At 46.5% G+C, this 21,433-nt stretch carries 13 protein-coding genes, 3 tRNA genes and 4 rRNA genes; 17 read left to right on the forward strand and 3 right to left on the reverse strand.

What is annotated here, in order from left to right; translation table 11 throughout:
- Positions 1-140 precede the first annotated feature (140 nt).
- Entirely contained in the window at positions 141-1,541 is a 1,401-nt protein-coding gene (locus J4N43_RS01675; RefSeq protein WP_005382759.1) for a replicative DNA helicase, read from the forward strand.
- Between the two features lie 13 nt (positions 1,542-1,554).
- Entirely contained in the window at positions 1,555-2,631 is a 1,077-nt protein-coding gene (gene alr / locus J4N43_RS01680) for an alanine racemase (RefSeq protein ID WP_053350739.1), read from the forward strand.
- 38 nt (positions 2,632-2,669) lie between these two features.
- Here the strand turns inward: alr and J4N43_RS01685 are convergent, their stop codons facing one another.
- Entirely contained in the window at positions 2,670-3,089 is a 420-nt protein-coding gene (locus J4N43_RS01685) for a secondary thiamine-phosphate synthase enzyme YjbQ (RefSeq protein ID WP_053350735.1), read from the reverse strand.
- Positions 3,090-3,395: 306 nt separating this feature from the next.
- On the opposite strand from J4N43_RS01685, the gene pgi reads away from it, so the two are divergent.
- Positions 3,396-5,048, forward strand: a complete 1,653-nt coding sequence (gene pgi, locus J4N43_RS01690; protein WP_005381270.1) for a glucose-6-phosphate isomerase — start codon at positions 3,396-3,398, stop codon at positions 5,046-5,048.
- A 99-nt stretch (positions 5,049-5,147) separates the two neighbouring features.
- On the opposite strand, the gene J4N43_RS01695 is transcribed toward pgi, so the two are convergent.
- Both J4N43_RS01695 and zur read right to left on the reverse strand, forming a co-directional pair.
- A complete protein-coding gene (locus J4N43_RS01695) occupies positions 5,148-5,609 on the reverse strand; it encodes a chemotaxis protein CheX (protein WP_005381269.1) in 462 nt (153 codons plus the stop codon).
- Between the two features lie 9 nt (positions 5,610-5,618).
- A complete protein-coding gene (gene zur / locus J4N43_RS01700; protein WP_005381268.1) occupies positions 5,619-6,083 on the reverse strand; it encodes a zinc uptake transcriptional repressor Zur in 465 nt (154 codons plus the stop codon).
- Between the two features lie 321 nt (positions 6,084-6,404).
- On the opposite strand from zur, the gene dusA reads away from it, so the two are divergent.
- The 14 genes from dusA (at position 6,405) to J4N43_RS01770 (ending at position 21,238) form a co-directional block, all read left to right on the forward strand.
- Positions 6,405-7,385, forward strand: coding sequence for a tRNA dihydrouridine(20/20a) synthase DusA (gene dusA, locus J4N43_RS01705; protein WP_017821727.1), 981 nt, complete (start codon positions 6,405-6,407; stop codon positions 7,383-7,385).
- Positions 7,386-7,549: 164 nt separating this feature from the next.
- Entirely contained in the window at positions 7,550-7,765 is a 216-nt protein-coding gene (gene pspG, locus J4N43_RS01710) for an envelope stress response protein PspG (RefSeq protein ID WP_005381266.1), read from the forward strand.
- A gap of 98 nt (positions 7,766-7,863) precedes the next feature.
- Entirely contained in the window at positions 7,864-8,523 is a 660-nt protein-coding gene (locus tag J4N43_RS01715; RefSeq protein ID WP_005381265.1) for a TIGR04219 family outer membrane beta-barrel protein, read from the forward strand.
- A gap of 157 nt (positions 8,524-8,680) precedes the next feature.
- Positions 8,681-8,911: a hypothetical protein gene (locus J4N43_RS01720; protein ID WP_005381264.1), complete on the forward strand. Its 231-nt coding sequence runs from the start codon at positions 8,681-8,683 to the stop codon at positions 8,909-8,911.
- 117 nt (positions 8,912-9,028) lie between these two features.
- Positions 9,029-10,900: an assimilatory sulfite reductase (NADPH) flavoprotein subunit gene (locus tag J4N43_RS01725; protein ID WP_053350736.1), complete on the forward strand. Its 1,872-nt coding sequence runs from the start codon at positions 9,029-9,031 to the stop codon at positions 10,898-10,900.
- Positions 10,900-12,636 carry an assimilatory sulfite reductase (NADPH) hemoprotein subunit gene (gene cysI / locus J4N43_RS01730; protein WP_053350737.1) on the forward strand — a complete coding sequence of 579 codons (1,737 nt, stop codon included), beginning with the start codon at positions 10,900-10,902 and terminating at the stop codon, positions 12,634-12,636. Before J4N43_RS01725 ends, cysI begins: the two co-directional genes overlap by 1 nt.
- Positions 12,629-13,408: a phosphoadenylyl-sulfate reductase gene (locus tag J4N43_RS01735; protein ID WP_005382748.1), complete on the forward strand. Its 780-nt coding sequence runs from the start codon at positions 12,629-12,631 to the stop codon at positions 13,406-13,408. Before cysI ends, J4N43_RS01735 begins: the two co-directional genes overlap by 8 nt.
- Positions 13,409-13,990: 582 nt before the next feature.
- Positions 13,991-15,543: ribosomal RNA gene (locus tag J4N43_RS01740) — 16S ribosomal RNA — on the forward strand.
- Between the two features lie 89 nt (positions 15,544-15,632).
- Positions 15,633-15,708: transfer RNA gene (locus J4N43_RS01745), tRNA-Glu, on the forward strand.
- Between the two features lie 292 nt (positions 15,709-16,000).
- Positions 16,001-18,884: ribosomal RNA gene (locus J4N43_RS01750) — 23S ribosomal RNA — on the forward strand.
- Between the two features lie 90 nt (positions 18,885-18,974).
- Positions 18,975-19,091, forward strand: a 5S ribosomal RNA gene (gene rrf, locus J4N43_RS01755).
- Positions 19,092-19,425: 334 nt separating this feature from the next.
- Positions 19,426-20,978, forward strand: a 16S ribosomal RNA gene (locus J4N43_RS01760).
- The 16S, 23S and 5S rRNA genes sit together here with 3 tRNA genes alongside, the layout of an rRNA operon.
- 65 nt (positions 20,979-21,043) lie before the next feature.
- Positions 21,044-21,120, forward strand: a tRNA-Ile gene (locus tag J4N43_RS01765).
- Positions 21,121-21,162: 42 nt separating this feature from the next.
- A tRNA-Ala gene (locus J4N43_RS01770) sits at positions 21,163-21,238 on the forward strand.
- Positions 21,239-21,433: the final 195 nt, after the last annotated feature.

Consider the following 21,433-nt stretch of genomic DNA (forward strand, 5'->3'; position numbering starts at 1 on the left):
TTAGAGCTAGGCGGAAGAACCAGGCTATTACCTGGGTGGTTCACATGATGATTTCTTAACAAGTAATTGTCGCTTCGGGGAAGCATCTCAGTTAGGTTAAGGTTATAATCGTGGGTCAATAGTAGTTATCGAGCAAAGTCATGGCGGAAAACAGAAATCGCAAACCTTCAGACAGTCAGGTCGACGCAATCAAAGTGCCACCTCACTCACTAGAAGCCGAGCAATCAGTAATTGGTGGTCTTTTACTGGATAATGAACGTTGGGACACCGTTGCCGAACGTGTTGTGAGCAGTGATTTCTATAGTCGTCCACACCGCCTGATTTTTGAAGGTGTAAAAACCATTCTTGAAGCGGGTAAACCTCTCGATCTTATTACTTTATCGGAATATCTAGAGCGTCACGAGTTGTTAGAAGATGTAGGCGGTTTTGCTTACCTCGCTGACTTGGCGAAGAATACGCCAAGTGCAGCTAACATCAATGCGTATGCTGATATTGTCGCTGAGCGTGCGATTGTTCGTGGCCTTATTGGTGTCGCGAATGAAATTGCGGACGCGGGCTATGACCCTCAAGGTCGCAGTTCTGAAGATTTAATAGACATGGCGGAGAGTAAAGTTTTTGCTATCGCCGAGTCTCGAACTAGTGAAAACGAAGGACCACAAAACGTCGACAACATCCTCGAAAAGACGTTAGAACGTATCGAGTTGTTGTATAAAACGCCACAAGATGGTGTTACGGGGGTCGATACCGGTTTCACCGATCTCAATAAGAAAACCGCAGGTTTGCAAGGCTCTGATTTGGTGATTGTCGCAGCGCGTCCATCGATGGGTAAAACGACCTTTGCGATGAACTTGTGTGAAAATGCGGCCATGCAACAAGAAAAGCCCGTACTTATTTTTTCGTTAGAGATGCCAGCTGAACAGTTGATGATGCGTATGTTGGCCTCTTTGTCTCGTGTAGACCAAACCAAGATCCGTACGGGTCAGCTAGATGACGAAGATTGGGCGCGTATTTCTTCTACTATGGGTATCCTGATGCAGAAGAAAAATATGTACATTGATGATAGCTCTGGTCTAACTCCGACCGAAGTGCGTTCGCGCGCTCGCCGTATCGCTCGTGAACATGGCGGTCTATCGATGATCATGGTCGACTACCTTCAGTTGATGCGCGTGCCTTCGTTAACCGATAACCGTACTCTTGAGATTGCTGAGATCTCTCGCTCTCTTAAGGCGCTGGCAAAAGAGCTAAATGTGCCTGTTGTGGCACTGTCGCAGCTAAACCGTTCCCTAGAGCAACGTGCGGATAAACGACCAGTAAACTCGGACTTGCGTGAATCCGGTTCCATCGAGCAGGATGCCGACTTGATCATGTTCATCTACCGTGATGAGGTTTATCACCCAGATAGTCCGTACAAAGGTACGGCCGAAATCATTATTGGTAAACAGCGTAACGGTCCTATCGGCTCTGTTCGCCTCACTTTCCAAGGTCAACATTCGCGTTTCGACAACTACGCGGGTCCTGCATTCGATATTGATGATGAGTAATTCCATGAGCTATATGAAAGCGGCCAAGGCGTGCATTGATTTGTCTGCGTTGCAGCACAACTTACAGCGCGTAAAAGCTCAAGCGCCACAAAGTAAAGTGATGGCTGTCGTCAAGGCCAATGGTTATGGTCACGGATTACGTCATGTCGCAAAACATGCTAACCATGCGGATGCGTTTGGCGTGGCTCGCATTGAAGAAGCATTGCAACTGCGCGCTTGTGGAGTAGTAAAGCCGATTCTATTGCTAGAAGGTTTTTACTCTCCTGGTGATTTACCTGTTCTTGTGACGAACAACATCCAAACCGTGGTGCACTGTAAAGAGCAGCTTATCGCCTTGGAGCAAGCAGACCTTGAAACTCCGGTTGTCGTGTGGCTGAAGATTGACAGTGGCATGCACCGCCTTGGGGTTCGTCCTGAACAATATGACGACTTTGTAACGCGGCTGAAGGAGTGTCCAAATGTAGCGAAACCGTTGCGTTACATGAGCCACTTTGGCTGTGCAGATGAGCTGGATAGCGATATTACCCCACAACAGATTGAGCTGTTTAAATCGTTGACTTCTGGTTGCCAAGGGGAACGTTCACTGGCGGCATCTGCGGGGTTATTGGCATGGCCTCAAAGCCATTTAGATTGGGTTCGTCCGGGTATTATCATGTATGGTGTGTCGCCATTCGATGACAAAACGGCGCAAGATCTTGGGTATCAACTTGTTATGACACTTAAATCCCACCTTATTGCGGTACGTGAAGTGAAGAAGGGCGAAAGTGTTGGCTACGGTGGTATTTGGACCAGTGAGCGAGATACAAAAGTTGGGGTCATCGCTGTAGGGTATGGCGACGGTTACCCAAGAAGTGCTCCAAACGGTACGCCGGTGTGGGTTAATGGCCGTAAAGTACCTATTGCAGGTCGAGTTTCCATGGATATGCTGACGGTCGATTTGGGACCAGACGCAACGGATAAAGTCAGCGACGAAGCGATTCTTTGGGGGAAAGAGCTCCCAGTAGAAGAAGTGGCGGGTCACATTGGTACGATTGCGTATGAACTCGTGACTAAGCTAACGCCTCGCGTCGAGATGGAATACTCAAAATAAACAACGAAAGGCTAACCCAAGGTTAGCCTTTGTTTTATCTACTCACCGTTAATCGTAGCAATAACGCGGCGGCCGCCACCAAAGTCTCGATGCTCACCCAAGTAAATACCTTGCCATGTTCCTAAAGCTAATCGACCATTTTGGATTGGTACCGTCACACTACTGCCAAGCAGTGATGCTTTAATATGTGCCGGCATGTCGTCGTCACCTTCATAGGTGTGCTGATAATAAGGAGCACGCTCTGGCACAAACTTATTGAGGTGCGCTTCCATGTCCATACGCACGGTTGGATCAGCATTCTCATTTAAGGTCAAACTGGCGGAGGTGTGCTGAATAAATAAGTGTAATAAACCTACTGAAAGTTCGTTTATTTGTGGTAATTGTTGTTCAATTTCATCAGTTATCAGGTGAAAACCGCGGCTTCTCGCTTTTAATTGCAGTGTTTTTTGTGCCCACATACGTGTTCCTTTGGAAATTTATAAATTGGCGTCTATCCTATTCCAATTAGAGCCTGTCATTAGTAAATGATATGATTCTTGTCATCGTAAATGAATTGTTCAATTTCAGGGCAGGGAACGTGACCTAACTCAATGTGAGTGTAAAAGCTCTCGGTCATAATTGGCGCCTGAAAAAAAATTACAAAGACTTGTTTTGTGGCAATTTGCCCAAACATCTAATTTATATTCTATTTGCTAAATCGGGGATTCCACAGTTTTCGCTAGACTGTAAGGAATGGAACCTACTGTAACATCGGGATAAAGACCATGTTGAAAAATATCAATCCAACGCAAACACAAGCTTGGAAAGCGCTAACGGCGCATTTCGAATCTGCACAAGATATGGATCTTAAAGAGCTGTTTGCTCAAGACGCAGCGCGTTTCGACAAATACTCTGCACGTTTCGGCTCAGACATCCTAGTCGATTACTCAAAGAACCTCATCAATGAGGAAACTCTGAAGCACCTGTTTGCTCTTGCGAAAGAGACCGAGCTGAAATCTGCAATTGAAGCGATGTTCAGTGGTGAAGCGATCAACCAAACAGAAGGTCGCGCTGTTCTTCACACTGCACTACGTAACCGCGCGAATACTCCAGTTATGGTAGACGGCGAAGACGTAATGCCAGCAGTGAACGCGGTTCTAGAAAAAATGAAATCATTCACTGAGCGCGTTATCGGCGGTGAATGGAAAGGTTACACAGGCAAAGCAATTACTGATATTGTGAACATCGGTATCGGCGGTTCTGACCTTGGCCCTTACATGGTGACGGAAGCTCTAGCGCCATACAAAAATCATCTAAACCTTCACTTCGTATCTAACGTTGATGGTACACACATCGTTGAAACGTTGAAGAAAGTTAACCCAGAAACGACGTTATTCTTGATCGCGTCTAAGACGTTTACAACACAAGAAACCATGACTAACGCGCACACTGCTCGTGATTGGTTCCTAGAATCGGCGGGTGATCAGGCTCATGTGGCTAAGCACTTTGCTGCGCTTTCAACAAACGCGACAGCCGTGTCTGAATTTGGTATCGATACAGCGAACATGTTTGAATTCTGGGACTGGGTTGGTGGCCGTTACTCACTATGGTCTGCGATCGGTCTATCAATTGCACTAGCAGTAGGTTTCGACAACTTCGTTGAGCTGCTTGATGGCGCTCACGAGATGGACAAGCACTTTGTATCAACAGATCTAGAAAGCAACATCCCTGTGATCCTTGCGCTTATCGGTATTTGGTACAACAACTTCCACGGTGCGGAATCAGAAGCTATTCTGCCTTACGATCAGTACATGCACCGTTTCGCGGCGTACTTCCAGCAAGGTAACATGGAATCAAACGGTAAATACGTTGACCGTGACGGCAATGCTGTAACTTACCAAACTGGCCCAATCATTTGGGGTGAACCAGGTACCAACGGTCAGCACGCGTTCTACCAGCTAATTCACCAAGGTACTAAGCTTATCCCATGTGACTTCATTGCACCTGCAATTAGCCACAACCCAGCTAGCGATCATCACCAAAAACTGATGTCTAACTTCTTCGCGCAAACTGAAGCTCTAGCGTTTGGTAAAAATGAAGAAACCGTGAAAGAAGAGTTGGTGAAAGTAGGTAAGAATGCTGAAGAAGTGGCAGCGATTGCGCCATTCAAAGTGTTTGAAGGTAACCGTCCAACAAACTCTATTCTAGTGAAGCAAATCACGCCTCGTACGCTAGGTAACTTGATCGCAATGTACGAACACAAAATTTTCGTACAAGGTGTTATCTGGAATATCTTCAGCTTTGACCAGTGGGGCGTGGAGCTAGGTAAACAACTGGCTAACCAAATCCTACCTGAGCTTGCAGACGAGTCTCAAATCAGCTCGCATGACAGCTCAACAAACGGTCTAATCAACGCATTTAAAGCGTTCAAAGCTTAATGTTTGAATAGATAAAGAAAAGGTCAGCAAATGCTGACCTTTTTATTGCCTGAGGCAAAAACAAAATAGGTTGGCCAGTGCCAACCTATTTTTTCTCTTTTATTCGAAGCAAATTTCGATAAAGGCATTTCCCCATTGGGAAGAGAAAGGCATGATAATAATTGAGCCTTCACACTTGTGGCGAATCGTATGACCTCGGCCCGAAACCACAACCGGTGTTGCCATATCAAAGTCAAAACCACTTTCCGCCAGAATGCGTTTCGCACCACCAGTAACCATGTTGGTGATCTCACCCACCATATCGGTCACTTCTTCATTGAGCCCATTTGGACGTTCACCAAGCATGTTCTGCATGATTTCTAGGGCGAGTGCTTCATCAAAGGTGATCGACATTGAACCACGAGTTTGTGGGCCTACCATACCAATCAGACCAGAAACGTCACCTCGTGCGATCTCATCTTTTTTGATTCGCGGTTTTTGTGGCTTCAGCTCAAGAGAAGCCATAGTTTTTAGCACGTTCATTAAAGAAGCTAAAAACGGGTTTACAAATTCAGCGCGCATAACGTTCTTCTATACTTTTTCTTTCGTCTCGGAGGAACAGGCCTGGCATTCACCATGAGTTTCAATAACTTGGTTGGTCAGTTTGAATCCATGCTTCTCGGCGTTTTCGGCTAACAAGGATATCAGCGTCTCATCTTCGAGTTCAACGACATCACCACATTTATCGCAAATTAGTAATTGGAAAAAGTGCTGCTGAGTATTGAAAGAACAACAAGTAATAAAGCTATTTGTCGATTCCACTCGGTGGATGAAGCCTTGCTCTAGGAGAAAATCTAATGCTCGATAAACAGTGGGCGGCTTAGCCTGAGGCTCACTCTCTTTTAGTTGCTCCAATAGCTCATACGCACTTGAGGCGCGGCGATTAGAACAAATGAGTTCAAATACGCGTCGGCGTTGCGGAGTCAGTCGTACTCCACGCTCTGCGCAGATACTTTCAATTTGTTCAATGATTGTTGGGTTCAAACCTTTCACCATAACTATCGGACGTGCTCTATGATAAATCATTTCTATACGAAGTTCGTTTAGAAATGCTTCATTTTACCCACTATCAGAACGAAAATCATGAATTAAAGCAAGTCGGTGGTGGTGTGAAGGCGGAATAATCATCACAGAATGAATCAACGAATGACAGATTCGTATTACTTCTGCGTATTCCTAAGCACTTGGCTAGTCAGCCAACCAAATCATTCTCGCTGAAACTAGCACCCAGAGGTGCTTGGGTATACAATACCCGACTTATTTTTTGAGCGTACTGCTGCGCTCGACCTTGGCAACATAAAAACGGGTGTTTATATCATGACTCATTCTTGCAGGCTCTCCGTAGCACCAATGTTAGATTGGACTGATCGTCATTGTCGCTACTTCCATCGCTTAATGACCAAAGAAACCCTGCTGTACACTGAAATGGTGACGACAGGTGCGATCATTCATGGAAAAGGAGATTTCCTGGCTTATAACGAAGAAGAGCATCCGTTAGCCCTTCAACTTGGTGGTTCAAACCCAGCAGATTTGGCTACGTGTGCCAAGCTAGCGCAAGAGCGTGGCTACGATGAGATTAACCTAAATGTGGGATGTCCATCTGACCGCGTACAAAACGGTCGATTTGGTGCTTGCTTAATGGCTGAACCGCAGTTAGTTGCGGATTGTGTCGCAGCAATGAAAGACGTGGTCGATATCCCTGTAACAGTCAAGACTCGCATTGGTATTGATGATCAAGACTCTTACGAATTCCTAACGGATTTCGTTTCTATTGTTTCAGAAAAGGGTGGCTGTGAGCAGTTCACTATCCACGCACGTAAAGCATGGTTAAGTGGTCTAAGCCCAAAAGAAAACCGTGAGATCCCACCATTGGATTACCCACGCGCTTACCAATTGAAGCAAGACTTCTCACACCTAACGATTGCGATTAACGGTGGCGTGAAATCATTAGAAGAAGCAAAAGCACATCTTCAGCATCTTGACGGTGTGATGATTGGTCGTGAAGCATACCAAAGCCCATATTTACTGGCATCGGTAGACCAAGAGTTGTTTGGCTCTAATGCTCCAGTGAAGAAACGCAGCGAAATTGTTGAAGAGATGTATCCATACATTGAAGCGCAATTAGCGAAAGGTGCGTACCTTGGTCATATTACCCGCCACATGTTAGGTTTGTTCCAAAGCATGCCCGGTGCTCGTCAATGGCGTCGTCATATCAGTGAAAATGCGCACAAACCAGGTTCTGGTCTAGAAGTATTGCAAGACGCGCTAGCTAAGATTCCAAAAGAATTGAATGTGTAAAATTCGCCAGTGAATGGCTAAAATTACCAACTAAAGAATGATAAAGCCAGAGTGCAGAAATGCCTCTGGCTTTGTTTTTTTATTAAAAATCATAATCTTAACTTCGTTTCTGTAAGTTGGTATGGAAACTGCTCTGTTTATTGAAAATAAATGGAGAAGTGATTATGTTGGAGCTAATCTTTATTTTAGTCTTTGCGGCGACCTTGTTGGTTACGGGTATCACAATGATGACCGTATTCGCAGCAACTGGTATTGCGTTAGTTGTGATGTTTTTACTGGGAATGGTTGGAGCGGTACTCAAACTATTACCATGGTTAATCGTGATTGCATTGGGTATTTGGTTCTTCAAGAATTACGTCGCTCAGCCCCGCTATAAGTAATGAGTAACATCATTTAGTTGATGGAGAGGCGTGAGAATATGGTATATTTCCTCCCACGTCCTCTACGTGAATATCAGCTATCTCGGAGTAAATACTACATGACAAATAAAGCGAACATCGCTTTAACGGCATTATCGTTGGCAGTATCTTTTCCTGTTTTTGCAGAGTACTCTGTATCGACAAAAGTCGGCGCAGAGGTATGGGCTGCCGACACTAAAGTTAATGAAGTGAGACGAGATAGCAGTACCGCAGGCACTTTTTACGCGGCGATTGAACATGATGTTAAATATGTCCCTAATGCGCGCCTTCGTTACTCAAGTGTTGATGCGGATTACATGGGGTTCGATAAGCTCGATTTAACCTTGTATTACCACGTTCTAGAGCATGATTTATTGCACTTTGATGCGGGTCTCACGTTTAGTAATTTAAGTGACACTAAATACATTGATGCTGGCTCAAGCAGGCGTGTAGAAGAATTTGATGAGCTGATTTGGGCTTGGTATGGTTACGCAGAAATTCAAGTTCCGGATACAAACTTTGATGTGATTGGTGAGATAAACTTTGGTGACAACAAAGGTATCAAAAGCACCGATTTCATGGCAGGTGTTCAATACAATGTACCGCTCGAAAAAGCTCGACTGGCTTTTCGTGGAGGTTACCGTGTGATTGATTTAGAGTCCGATAAATTCATGTCGGATCTAGGGAAAGAGTTTATTTTTGCTAACGGCTTCTTTGTGAGTGCGGAATACGCGTTCTAAACTCAGCCATGTTAGATATTCGATTTACTTAAAACGTCGCTTTATAAGCGGCGTTTTTTTATATCACTTCATTATATCTAATCGAAATTTCTCCCTATTTGGCTGACTTAGACCATGCTTACCTAGGAGCAATGTGAAAGTTAAAACAGGGATAGCGATGACAATAAATGAACTAAGACATCTATTCCGTGAAAATCAGCTTATCGAAGCGATTATTGAGCCTGCAATCCAAGAGGGTGGTTGGGTTGTAGAGTTCAGACATGCGCGCGGTGGTTTTGTTTTTCTAACGGACAGTCACGGCGAAGAATGTCTTTATGAAGATTTGGATACTGCGTCAAAATCGGCAATGGCAGTAGGCTTTCAACAAGTCCGCATTGAAGATCGATGAGCAAAAAGTAAGCCGTTCTTACTTCCAAAAAGTTATAAAACATTCACTTCTATTCTTTCTTGTTATTAAGGAGAGTGGGTACTCTATCGTCACGCAATGAATAGGGATGTCGTGATAATGTCTTTTCAAAAGAATGAGTATTCTCACAAGAATGTGTCTGAAGATAATAATGGGCAAGGAGGAAATCCTCCAATCGCAAGCCCTCTGAATGACCAACAAATTAGCTCACTCCAACAAACTGTCTCTGAGTTGTCTTCACAGCAACTTGCTTGGGTCAGTGGGTATTTTTGGGGATTAGCTCAAAATCAACCAAACACAGCGGTAACGCCAATTGCACAAGCAACGGCAGCCGTATCAGCGAAGCCAGCAGGTAAGTTGAGTATTATTTTTGCTTCCCAAACGGGCAATGCTAAAGGTGTTGCTGAAGCTCTGGAACAGGAAGCAAAAGCAGAAGGAATTGCAGTCGAACTTTTTGATGCAAGCGATTACAAAGGTAAAAACTTAGCCAAAGAAACGCATGTCATTATTGTGGCATCGACTAACGGCGAAGGCGAAGCGCCAGACAATGCCATTGAGCTACATGAGTTTTTGCAATCGAAGAAGGCTCCTAAGCTGCCAAACCTGCAATATGGTGTTATTGCATTGGGAGATTCTAGCTACGAGTTCTTCTGTCAGACCGGTAAAGACTTCGACACTTACCTATCAAAGCTAGGCGCGACTCCATTTATCGAGCGTCTTGATTGCGATGTGGATTATGAAGCCCCTGCAACTGAATGGCGTAAGAATGCGTTAGACAAGGTAAAAGATACACTGTCTTCTGGCTCTGAAGCGGATGTGGTTCAACTTCCTGTGGGTCAAGCTGCGACTGCGCACTCTCCTTACAATAAACAAAATCCGTACACTGCGACGTTACTGACCAGTCAAAAAATCACGGGCCGTGACTCTGGAAAAGACGTTCGTCATATAGAAATCGACTTAGAAGGCTCGGGCTTAACGTATCAGCCAGGTGATGCACTAGGTGTGTGGTTTGAAAATAGCTCGGAACTTGCAAATGCCATTCTTGGTAAGGTCGGTTTGTCTGGGGTTGAGACTGTTGACGTTGATGGTGAAAGCTTGTCAATCCACAGTGCTCTTGTGAGTAAATATGAAATCACAACATCTAACCCACAGCTCATCACAAAGTTTGCCGAGTTATCCGGTAGCAAGAAGCTACAAAAGTTAGTTGAAGATAAAGATAAGCTTCGCGAGTACTCTGCAAATACTCAAATCGTTGATGTACTGGCAGAAAAGAAAACCAAGTTAACCGCAGATGAATTGATTGGTTTGCTTCGTCGCCTTACTCCACGCCTTTACTCTATTGCATCAAGCCAAGAAGAGGTCGATGAAGAAGTACACCTAACGGTTGCTTTGGTTGAGTACGAACAAAACGACGAAAAACGATATGGTGGTGCGTCTAGTTTCTTAGCACAGCGTCTCGAAGAGGGGGGTGAAGTTAAAGTATTTGTTGAGTATAACAACAACTTCAAACTGCCGGAAGATGATAGCATTCCAATTATCATGGTTGGTCCTGGCACAGGGATCGCACCATTCCGTAGCTTTATTCAGGAGCGTGAAAACCGCGATGCTGAAGGCAAAAACTGGTTGTTCTTTGGTGATCGCACGTTCACTCAAGACTTCTTGTACCAAGTGGAATGGCAAAAGTATCTCAAGTCAGGAGTACTAAGCCGATTGGATGTTGCCTTTAGTCGTGACCAAGTAGAAAAGGTTTACGTACAACATCGCATCTTAGAAAACGCAGCTCAAGTGTGGCAGTGGATCCAAGAAGGCGCTTATATCTATGTCTGCGGTGATGCAACGCGTATGGCAAAAGATGTGCACGACGCATTGGTTATCGTTGCTGAACAAGAAGGCAAGATGCCGCGTGACGATGCAGAACAATTTATTAATGACCTACGTAAAGCGAAACGTTATCAGAGGGATGTGTACTAATGACTTTTTCTACGGACAATAATAAGCAGGTTGTATTAGGTGAAGAGTTAGGGCCGCTATCTGATAACGAGCGCCTGAAGCGAGAAAGCAACTTATTACGTGGCACCATTGAGCAAGATTTACAGGACCGTATTACTGGTGGCTTTACTGCCGACAACTTCCAGTTAATTCGTTTCCACGGTATGTATCAACAAGACGATCGTGATATCCGTAATGAACGCACAAAGCAAAAACTGGAACCATTACATAATGTGATGCTTCGTGCTCGTATGCCTGGAGGCATCATCACGCCAACGCAATGGTTAGCGATCGACAAGTTCGCAACGGAGCACTCTTTATATGGAAGTATTCGTCTGACGACTCGCCAAACGTTCCAGTTTCATGGGGTATTAAAACCGAATATTAAGTTGATGCATCAAACGCTCAACAGTATTGGCATTGATTCGATTGCAACCGCGGGTGATGTAAACCGTAACGTGTTGTGTACCACTAACCCAGTGGAGTCAGAGTTACACCAAGAAGCTTACGAATGGGCGAAGAAGATCAGTGAGCATCTATTACCAAAGACGCGCGCTTATGCAGAGATTTGGCTAGACGGTGAAAAAGTAGAAAGCACGGAAGAAGACGAACCGATTCTAGGCAAGAACTACTTACCACGTAAGTTTAAAACTACAGTGGTTATCCCACCGCAAAATGACGTAGATGTACACGCTAACGATCTCAACTTCGTAGCGATTGCAGATAACGGTAAGCTGGTAGGCTTTAACGTCCTGGTCGGCGGCGGCTTAGCGATGACGCATGGCGATACATCAACTTATCCGCGCCGCGCTGACGACTTTGGCTTTATTCCGCTGGACAAGACACTTGATGTTGCCGCAGCTGTAGTAACAACTCAGCGCGACTGGGGTAACCGTTCAAACCGTAAGAACGCAAAAACCAAATACACATTGGATCGTGTAGGTAGCGATGTCTTTAAAGCGGAAGTCGAGAAACGTGCTGGTGTTAAGTTTGAGCAAAGCCGTCCATATGAATTCACAGAACGTGGTGACCGTATTGGCTGGGTAGAAGGAATTGATGGTAAATATCATCTAGCGCTTTTCATCGAAAACGGTCGCTTATTAGACTTTCCAGGTAAACCACTTAAGACGGGTGTTGCTGAAATTGCCAAAATCCACAAAGGCGATTTCCGCATGACAGCAAACCAAAACCTAATTGTTGCGGGTGTACCTAAAAACGAAAAAGCGAAGATTGAAAAGATCGCTCGTGAACATGGCTTAATGGACGACGGCGTAAGTGAACAGCGTAAGAACTCAATGGCTTGTGTTGCTTTTCCAACTTGTCCGCTAGCGATGGCAGAAGCTGAACGTTTCCTTCCTCAGTTTGTTACTGATGTGGAGGGGATTCTGGAGAAGCACAACCTACCAGAAAATGACAACATCATTTTGCGTGTAACTGGGTGTCCAAATGGTTGTGGTCGCGCAATGTTGGCTGAAATTGGTCTAGTTGGCAAAGCGCCGGGTCGTTACAACTTGCACCTAGGTGGTAACCGTTCCGGTACTCGAGTACCAAAAATGTATAAAGAGAACATCACGGATAAGCAAATCTTAGAAGAGATTGATCTGCTGGTGGCTCGATGGTCGAAAGAGCGTGAAGAAGGCGAAGCCTTTGGCGATTTCACTATTCGTGCTGGCATTATCCAAGAAGTGCTCGTATCAAAGAGGGACTTTCATGCTTGATTCTGTAGCATCCAAGCTGGAGCTCACAGAGTTACTGACATTAACAAAGACGGAGCAAATCCTCCGTCTTGCTCAAATTAATGTCGAGCTCGAAAAGCTTTCAGCACAAGAGAGAGTAGCGTGGGCTTTAGATAATCTAGAAGGCGAGTTCGCGGTTTCTTCTAGTTTTGGTATTCAAGCCGCGGTTATGCTTCATTTAGTTACTCGCGCCAAAGCGGACATCCCCGTCATTCTAACCGATACTGGTTACCTGTTTGCTGAGACGTACCGATTTATCGATGAGCTGACAGATGCTCTCAACCTAAATTTAAAAGTTTATCGAGCCAAGGAAAGTGCGAATTGGCAAGAAGCTCGATATGGAAAATTATGGGAGCAAGGCGTAGAGGGAATTGAAAAATACAACAAGCTCAATAAAGTTGAGCCGATGCGTCGAGCGTTAAAAGAGCTTAATGTTGGAACGTGGTTCTCTGGACTGCGTCGAGAGCAAAGTAAATCTCGTGCAGGTTTACCGATTCTATCAATTCAGAACGGTGTGTTTAAATTTCTACCAGTAATTGATTGGACTAATAAAGACGTTCATTACTACTTAGAACAACACGGCCTTAAATACCACCCATTGTGGGATGAAGGTTACCTTTCAGTTGGTGATACACATACCACTCGTAAATGGGAGCCGGGAATGTCAGAGGAAGAAACTCGATTCTTTGGCTTAAAGCGAGAATGTGGCCTACACGAAGATGATGGCTCTGAACAAGATGGGTCTGGCATATAGCCATAATGCTCTTTAAATAGAGTTTAGGTTAAGTTTAATAAAGATAGCTGCAATAAAGCAGCTTTCTTTATTTATGGTACTTGAAAAAACACGCCTCAAAGAACAACTCTGTGGATAAGTTGTGTGAGAGTTTGGGGTAAAGTTGAATAAATAAAGGTTTGATCGAAAACTCATCGTTTAACCATTATTTTTGCAATTTTTGAAAAATAACACTTGCCAATGTGAGCGCGATCTCTATAATGCCTCCTCGTCGACAGGGCAAGGCCTCACAAGGGGTTAAGCGAAGTTGATAAGGCTGAAAAGAAAAACGAAATAATTTGAAGAAAGTGTTTGACACAATAAATTATCTCGCTAGAATGGCCGCCTCTTCCGAAGTGATGTCAATCACAAAGAAGAGTTGCTCTTTAACAATATAGACCTATCAATCTGTGTGGGCACTCGTTGATGATAATCCAATTCGATACTTCGGTATCAAATTAGGTTTCAATGAAACGAAGTGACCATTGAGTCTTCGGACTCAGCACAGTCAATTCAAACATTACTTTATGTAATGTTCAGTATTCATTGAGCCGACAAAATCTTAAATTGAAGAGTTTGATCATGGCTCAGATTGAACGCTGGCGGCAGGCCTAACACATGCAAGTCGAGCGGAAACGAGTTATCTGAACCTTCGGGGGACGATAACGGCGTCGAGCGGCGGACGGGTGAGTAATGCCTAGGAAATTGCCCTGATGTGGGGGATAACCATTGGAAACGATGGCTAATACCGCATGATGCCTACGGGCCAAAGAGGGGGACCTTCGGGCCTCTCGCGTCAGGATATGCCTAGGTGGGATTAGCTAGTTGGTGAGGTAAGGGCTCACCAAGGCGACGATCCCTAGCTGGTCTGAGAGGATGATCAGCCACACTGGAACTGAGACACGGTCCAGACTCCTACGGGAGGCAGCAGTGGGGAATATTGCACAATGGGCGCAAGCCTGATGCAGCCATGCCGCGTGTGTGAAGAAGGCCTTCGGGTTGTAAAGCACTTTCAGTCGTGAGGAAGGTAGTGTAGTTAATAGCTGCATTATTTGACGTTAGCGACAGAAGAAGCACCGGCTAACTCCGTGCCAGCAGCCGCGGTAATACGGAGGGTGCGAGCGTTAATCGGAATTACTGGGCGTAAAGCGCATGCAGGTGGTTTGTTAAGTCAGATGTGAAAGCCCGGGGCTCAACCTCGGAATAGCATTTGAAACTGGCAGACTAGAGTACTGTAGAGGGGGGTAGAATTTCAGGTGTAGCGGTGAAATGCGTAGAGATCTGAAGGAATACCGGTGGCGAAGGCGGCCCCCTGGACAGATACTGACACTCAGATGCGAAAGCGTGGGGAGCAAACAGGATTAGATACCCTGGTAGTCCACGCCGTAAACGATGTCTACTTGGAGGTTGTGGCCTTGAGCCGTGGCTTTCGGAGCTAACGCGTTAAGTAGACCGCCTGGGGAGTACGGTCGCAAGATTAAAACTCAAATGAATTGACGGGGGCCCGCACAAGCGGTGGAGCATGTGGTTTAATTCGATGCAACGCGAAGAACCTTACCTACTCTTGACATCCAGAGAACTTTCCAGAGATGGATTGGTGCCTTCGGGAACTCTGAGACAGGTGCTGCATGGCTGTCGTCAGCTCGTGTTGTGAAATGTTGGGTTAAGTCCCGCAACGAGCGCAACCCTTATCCTTGTTTGCCAGCGAGTAATGTCGGGAACTCCAGGGAGACTGCCGGTGATAAACCGGAGGAAGGTGGGGACGACGTCAAGTCATCATGGCCCTTACGAGTAGGGCTACACACGTGCTACAATGGCGCATACAGAGGGCGGCCAACTTGCGAGAGTGAGCGAATCCCAAAAAGTGCGTCGTAGTCCGGATTGGAGTCTGCAACTCGACTCCATGAAGTCGGAATCGCTAGTAATCGTGGATCAGAATGCCACGGTGAATACGTTCCCGGGCCTTGTACACACCGCCCGTCACACCATGGGAGTGGGCTGCAAAAGAAGTAGGTAGTTTAACCTCCGGGGGGACGCTTACCACTTTGTGGTTCATGACTGGGGTGAAGTCGTAACAAGGTAGCGCTAGGGGAACCTGGCGCTGGATCACCTCCTTAAACGATGATTATTGCGATGAGTGTTCACACAGATTGATATGGTTTATGAAGTTTAAGAGATAGAACATCCCCCAAGATGTTCATTTAGTGTCCCGTTCGTCTAGAGGCCTAGGACACCGCCCTTTCACGGCGGTAACAGGGGTTCGACTCCCCTACGGGATACCATCTTTAAGCGCATTCAATGAGTGCTTTTAAAAATGGTTACTTCATTAGAAGTGATTAGCTCTTTAACAATTTGGAAAGCTGACAAAACAAACTTTTAAGTTTGTTTGTAAAGTTCTCAATGTTTGTCTTTATGACAAACACCAAAAAACACATTCAAGTGTTCTTGGGAATATCACTTTTAAGTGATTATTCGAAATTGAGTCCGGCAAAATCGAATGTCTCTCGCTCATTCAAATAATGAGAGACAACTTTGGTGATTTGATTATCAACTCGAAACTCCTTCGGGTTGTATGGTTAAGTGACTAAGCGTACACGGTGGATGCCTTGGCAGTCAGAGGCGATGAAGGACGTATTAACTTGCGATAAGCCCAGATTAGGTAGTAAAAACCATTTGAGTCTGGGATTTCCGAATGGGGAAACCCAATACCATAAGGTATTACTGTTGAGTGAATACATAGCTCAACAGGGCGAACCGGGGGAACTGAAACATCTAAGTACCCCGAGGAAAAGAAATCAACCGAGATTCCGAAAGTAGCGGCGAGCGAAATTGGACTAGCCCTTAAGCTTTACACGCGTTAGACGAACAGCCTGGAAAGGCCGACGATACAGGGTGATAGTCCCGTAGTTGACGACGTGTGTTCAGTGAAATCGAGTAGGGCGGGACACGTGATATCCTGTCTGAATATGGGGGGACCATCCTCCAAGGCTAAATACTACTGACTGACCGATAGTGAACCAGTACCGTGAGGGAAAGGCGAAAAGAACCCCTGTGAGGGGAGTGAAATAGAACCTGAAACCGTGTACGTACAAGCAGTAGGAGCAGGCTTGTCCTGTGACTGCGTACCTTTTGTATAATGGGTCAGCGACTTATATTCAGTGGCAAGGTTAACCATCTAGGGGAGCCGTAGGGAAACCGAGTCTTAACTGGGCGTTCAGTCTCTGGATATAGACCCGAAACCAGGTGATCTAGCCATGGGCAGGTTGAAGGTTGAGTAACATCAACTGGAGGACCGAACCGACTAATGTTGAAAAATTAGCGGATGACTTGTGGCTAGGGGTGAAAGGCCAATCAAACCTGGAGATAGCTGGTTCTCCCCGAAAGCTATTTAGGTAGCGCCTCGGACGAATACTACTGGGGGTAGAGCACTGTTAAGGCTAGGGGGTCATCCCGACTTACCAACCCTTTGCAAACTCCGAATACCAGTAAGTACTATCCGGGAGACACACGGCGGGTGCTAACGTCCGTCGTGGAGAGGGAAACAACCCAGACCGCCAGCTAAGGTCCCAAATTACTACTAAGTGGGAAACGATGTGGGAAGGCTCAGACAGCCAGGATGTTGGCTTAGAAGCAGCCATCATTTAAAGAAAGCGTAATAGCTCACTGGTCGAGTCGGCCTGCGCGGAAGATGTAACGGGGCTAAGTAGTAAACCGAAGCTGCGGCATATACTTTATATTGGGTAGGGGAGCGTTCTGTAAGCGGTTGAAGGTGTGTGGTAACGCATGCTGGACGTATCAGAAGTGCGAATGCTGACATGAGTAACGATAAAGGGGGTGAAAAACCTCCTCGCCGGAAGACCAAGGGTTCCTGTCCAACGTTAATCGGGGCAGGGTAAGTCGACCCCTAAGGCGAGGCCGAAAGGCGTAGTCGATGGGAAACGGGTTAATATTCCCGTACTTCTTACAATTGCGATGGGGGGACGGAGAAGGCTAGGTGGGCCTGGCGACGGTTGTCCAGGTTCAAGTGCGTAGGCTTAAGAGTTAGGTAAATCCGGCTCTTTCTAAGGCTGAGACACGACGTCGAGCACCTACGGTGTGAAGTCATTGATGCCATGCTTCCAGGAAAAGCCTCTAAGCTTCAGATTGTAAGGAATCGTACCCCAAACCGACACAGGTGGTCGGGTAGAGAATACCAAGGCGCTTGAGAGAACTCGGGTGAAGGAACTAGGCAAAATGGTACCGTAACTTCGGGAGAAGGTACGCTCTCGACGGTGAAGTCCCTCGCGGATGGAGCTATTGAGAGTCGCAGATACCAGGTGGCTGCAACTGTTTATTAAAAACACAGCACTGTGCAAAATCGCAAGATGACGTATACGGTGTGACGCCTGCCCGGTGCCGGAAGGTTAATTGATGGGGTTAGACTTCGGTCGAAGCTCTTGATCGAAGCCCCGGTAAACGGCGGCCGTAACTATAACGGTCCTAAGGTAGCGAAATTCCTTGTCGGGTAAGTTCCGACCTGCACGAATGGCGTAATGATGGCCACGCTGTCTCCACCCGAGACTCAGTGAAATTGAAATCGCTGTGAAGATGCAGTGTACCCGCGGCTAGACGGAAAGACCCCGTGAACCTTTACTACAGCTTGGCACTGAACATTGACCCTACATGTGTAGGATAGGTGGAGGCTTTGAAGCGCAGTCGCTAGATTGCGTGGAGCCGTCCTTGAAATACCACCCTTGTAGTGTTGATGTTCTAACGTCGACCCCTTATCGGGGTTGCGGACAGTGCCTGGTGGGTAGTTTGACTGGGGCGGTCTCCTCCCAAAGCGTAACGGAGGAGCACGAAGGTGGGCTAATCACGGTTGGACATCGTGAGGTTAGTGCAATGGCATAAGCCCGCTTGACTGCGAGAATGACAATTCGAGCAGGTGCGAAAGCAGGTCATAGTGATCCGGTGGTTCTGAATGGAAGGGCCATCGCTCAACGGATAAAAGGTACTCCGGGGATAACAGGCTGATACCGCCCAAGAGTTCATATCGACGGCGGTGTTTGGCACCTCGATGTCGGCTCATCACATCCTGGGGCTGAAGTCGGTCCCAAGGGTATGGCTGTTCGCCATTTAAAGTGGTACGCGAGCTGGGTTTAGAACGTCGTGAGACAGTTCGGTCCCTATCTGCCGTGGGCGTTGGAGAATTGAAAGGGGCTGCTCCTAGTACGAGAGGACCGGAGTGGACGAACCTCTGGTGTTCGGGTTGTGTCGCCAGACGCATTGCCCGGTAGCTAAGTTCGGGATCGATAACCGCTGAAAGCATCTAAGCGGGAAGCGAGCCTTGAGATGAGTTCTCCCTGATACTTTAAGTATCCTAAAGGGTTGTCGTAGACTACGACGTTGATAGGCAGGGTGTGTAAGCGTTGTGAGGCGTTGAGCTAACCTGTACTAATTGCCCGTGAGGCTTAACCATACAACACCCAAGGGGTTTTGATGGACTCAATGAAAGAACATTGAATGTGTAACGAGAATTAAAAAACAGCTTTCCGAATTAAAGAATTTGCTTGGCGACCATAGCGTTTTGGACCCACCTGATTTCCATGCCGAACTCAGAAGTGAAACGAAATAGCGCCGATGGTAGTGTGGGGCTTCCCCATGTGAGAGTAGGACATCGCCAGGCTTTATTTCCGACTTGTCTGAATACAGACGAGTCAACATAAGGTTTTAAACAAAAGTTTAGAATTTTATGTTGACTTTCAAAGTGGAAAGCGTATTATACGCACCTCGCTTAAGTGCTAAGGCACTGAAAGGCAAGCTCTTTAACAATATAGACCTATCAATCTGTGTGGGCACTCGTTGATGATAATCCAATTCGATACCTCGGTATCAAATTAGGTTTCAATGAAACGAAGTGACCATTGAATCGAAAGATTCAGCACAGTCAATTCAAACATTACTTCTGCTATTTATTAGCGAAAGGAATGTTCAGTATTCATTGAGCCAAACAAAATCTTAAATTGAAGAGTTTGATCATGGCTCAGATTGAACGCTGGCGGCAGGCCTAACACATGCAAGTCGAGCGGAAACGAGTTATCTGAACCTTCGGGGAACGATAACGGCGTCGAGCGGCGGACGGGTGAGTAATGCCTAGGAAATTGCCCTGATGTGGGGGATAACCATTGGAAACGATGGCTAATACCGCATGATGCCTACGGGCCAAAGAGGGGGACCTTCGGGCCTCTCGCGTCAGGATATGCCTAGGTGGGATTAGCTAGTTGGTGAGGTAAGGGCTCACCAAGGCGACGATCCCTAGCTGGTCTGAGAGGATGATCAGCCACACTGGAACTGAGACACGGTCCAGACTCCTACGGGAGGCAGCAGTGGGGAATATTGCACAATGGGCGCAAGCCTGATGCAGCCATGCCGCGTGTGTGAAGAAGGCCTTCGGGTTGTAAAGCACTTTCAGTCGTGAGGAAGGTAGTGTAGTTAATAGCTGCATTATTTGACGTTAGCGACAGAAGAAGCACCGGCTAACTCCGTGCCAGCAGCCGCGGTAATACGGAGGGTGCGAGCGTTAATCGGAATTACTGGGCGTAAAGCGCATGCAGGTGGTTTGTTAAGTCAGATGTGAAAGCCCGGGGCTCAACCTCGGAATAGCATTTGAAACTGGCAGACTAGAGTACTGTAGAGGGGGGTAGAATTTCAGGTGTAGCGGTGAAATGCGTAGAGATCTGAAGGAATACCGGTGGCGAAGGCGGCCCCCTGGACAGATACTGACACTCAGATGCGAAAGCGTGGGGAGCAAACAGGATTAGATACCCTGGTAGTCCACGCCGTAAACGATGTCTACTTGGAGGTTGTGGCCTTGAGCCGTGGCTTTCGGAGCTAACGCGTTAAGTAGACCGCCTGGGGAGTACGGTCGCAAGATTAAAACTCAAATGAATTGACGGGGGCCCGCACAAGCGGTGGAGCATGTGGTTTAATTCGATGCAACGCGAAGAACCTTACCTACTCTTGACATCCAGAGAACTTTCCAGAGATGGATTGGTGCCTTCGGGAACTCTGAGACAGGTGCTGCATGGCTGTCGTCAGCTCGTGTTGTGAAATGTTGGGTTAAGTCCCGCAACGAGCGCAACCCTTATCCTTGTTTGCCAGCGAGTAATGTCGGGAACTCCAGGGAGACTGCCGGTGATAAACCGGAGGAAGGTGGGGACGACGTCAAGTCATCATGGCCCTTACGAGTAGGGCTACACACGTGCTACAATGGCGCATACAGAGGGCGGCCAACTTGCGAAAGTGAGCGAATCCCAAAAAGTGCGTCGTAGTCCGGATTGGAGTCTGCAACTCGACTCCATGAAGTCGGAATCGCTAGTAATCGTGGATCAGAATGCCACGGTGAATACGTTCCCGGGCCTTGTACACACCGCCCGTCACACCATGGGAGTGGGCTGCAAAAGAAGTAGGTAGTTTAACCTTCGGGGGGACGCTTACCACTTTGTGGTTCATGACTGGGGTGAAGTCGTAACAAGGTAGCGCTAGGGGAACCTGGCGCTGGATCACCTCCTTAAACGATGATTATTGCGATGAGTGTTCACACAGATTGATACGGTTTATAAGTAAAGAGACGATACTGGGTCTGTAGCTCAGGTGGTTAGAGCGTTCGCCTGATAAGCGAGAGGTCGGTGGTTCGAGTCCACTCAGACCCACCAATTTCTCTCCCAAGGAATTGGCGACAGTATCGACATCTTGATGGGGCTATAGCTCAGCTGGGAGAGCGCCTGCCTTGCACGCAGGAGGTCTGCGGTTCGATCCCGCATAGCTCCACCATCTTTAAGTGTTCTTGAAAAAGAATCTTTAAAAATGGTTTTCATCAGAAAATCTAGCTCTTTAACAATTTGGAAAGCTGACAAAACAACAATTTATTGTTGTTTGTAAAGTTCTCAATGTTTATCGAAAGATAAACACCAAAAAACACATTCAAGTGTTCTTGGCTTTTTGTTTTCATTTTTTCTAAAAATGAAG

Origin of the sequence: Vibrio sp. SCSIO 43009 (assembly GCF_023716525.1) — a bacterium.
Taxonomy (GTDB): domain Bacteria; phylum Pseudomonadota; class Gammaproteobacteria; order Enterobacterales; family Vibrionaceae; genus Vibrio; species Vibrio alginolyticus.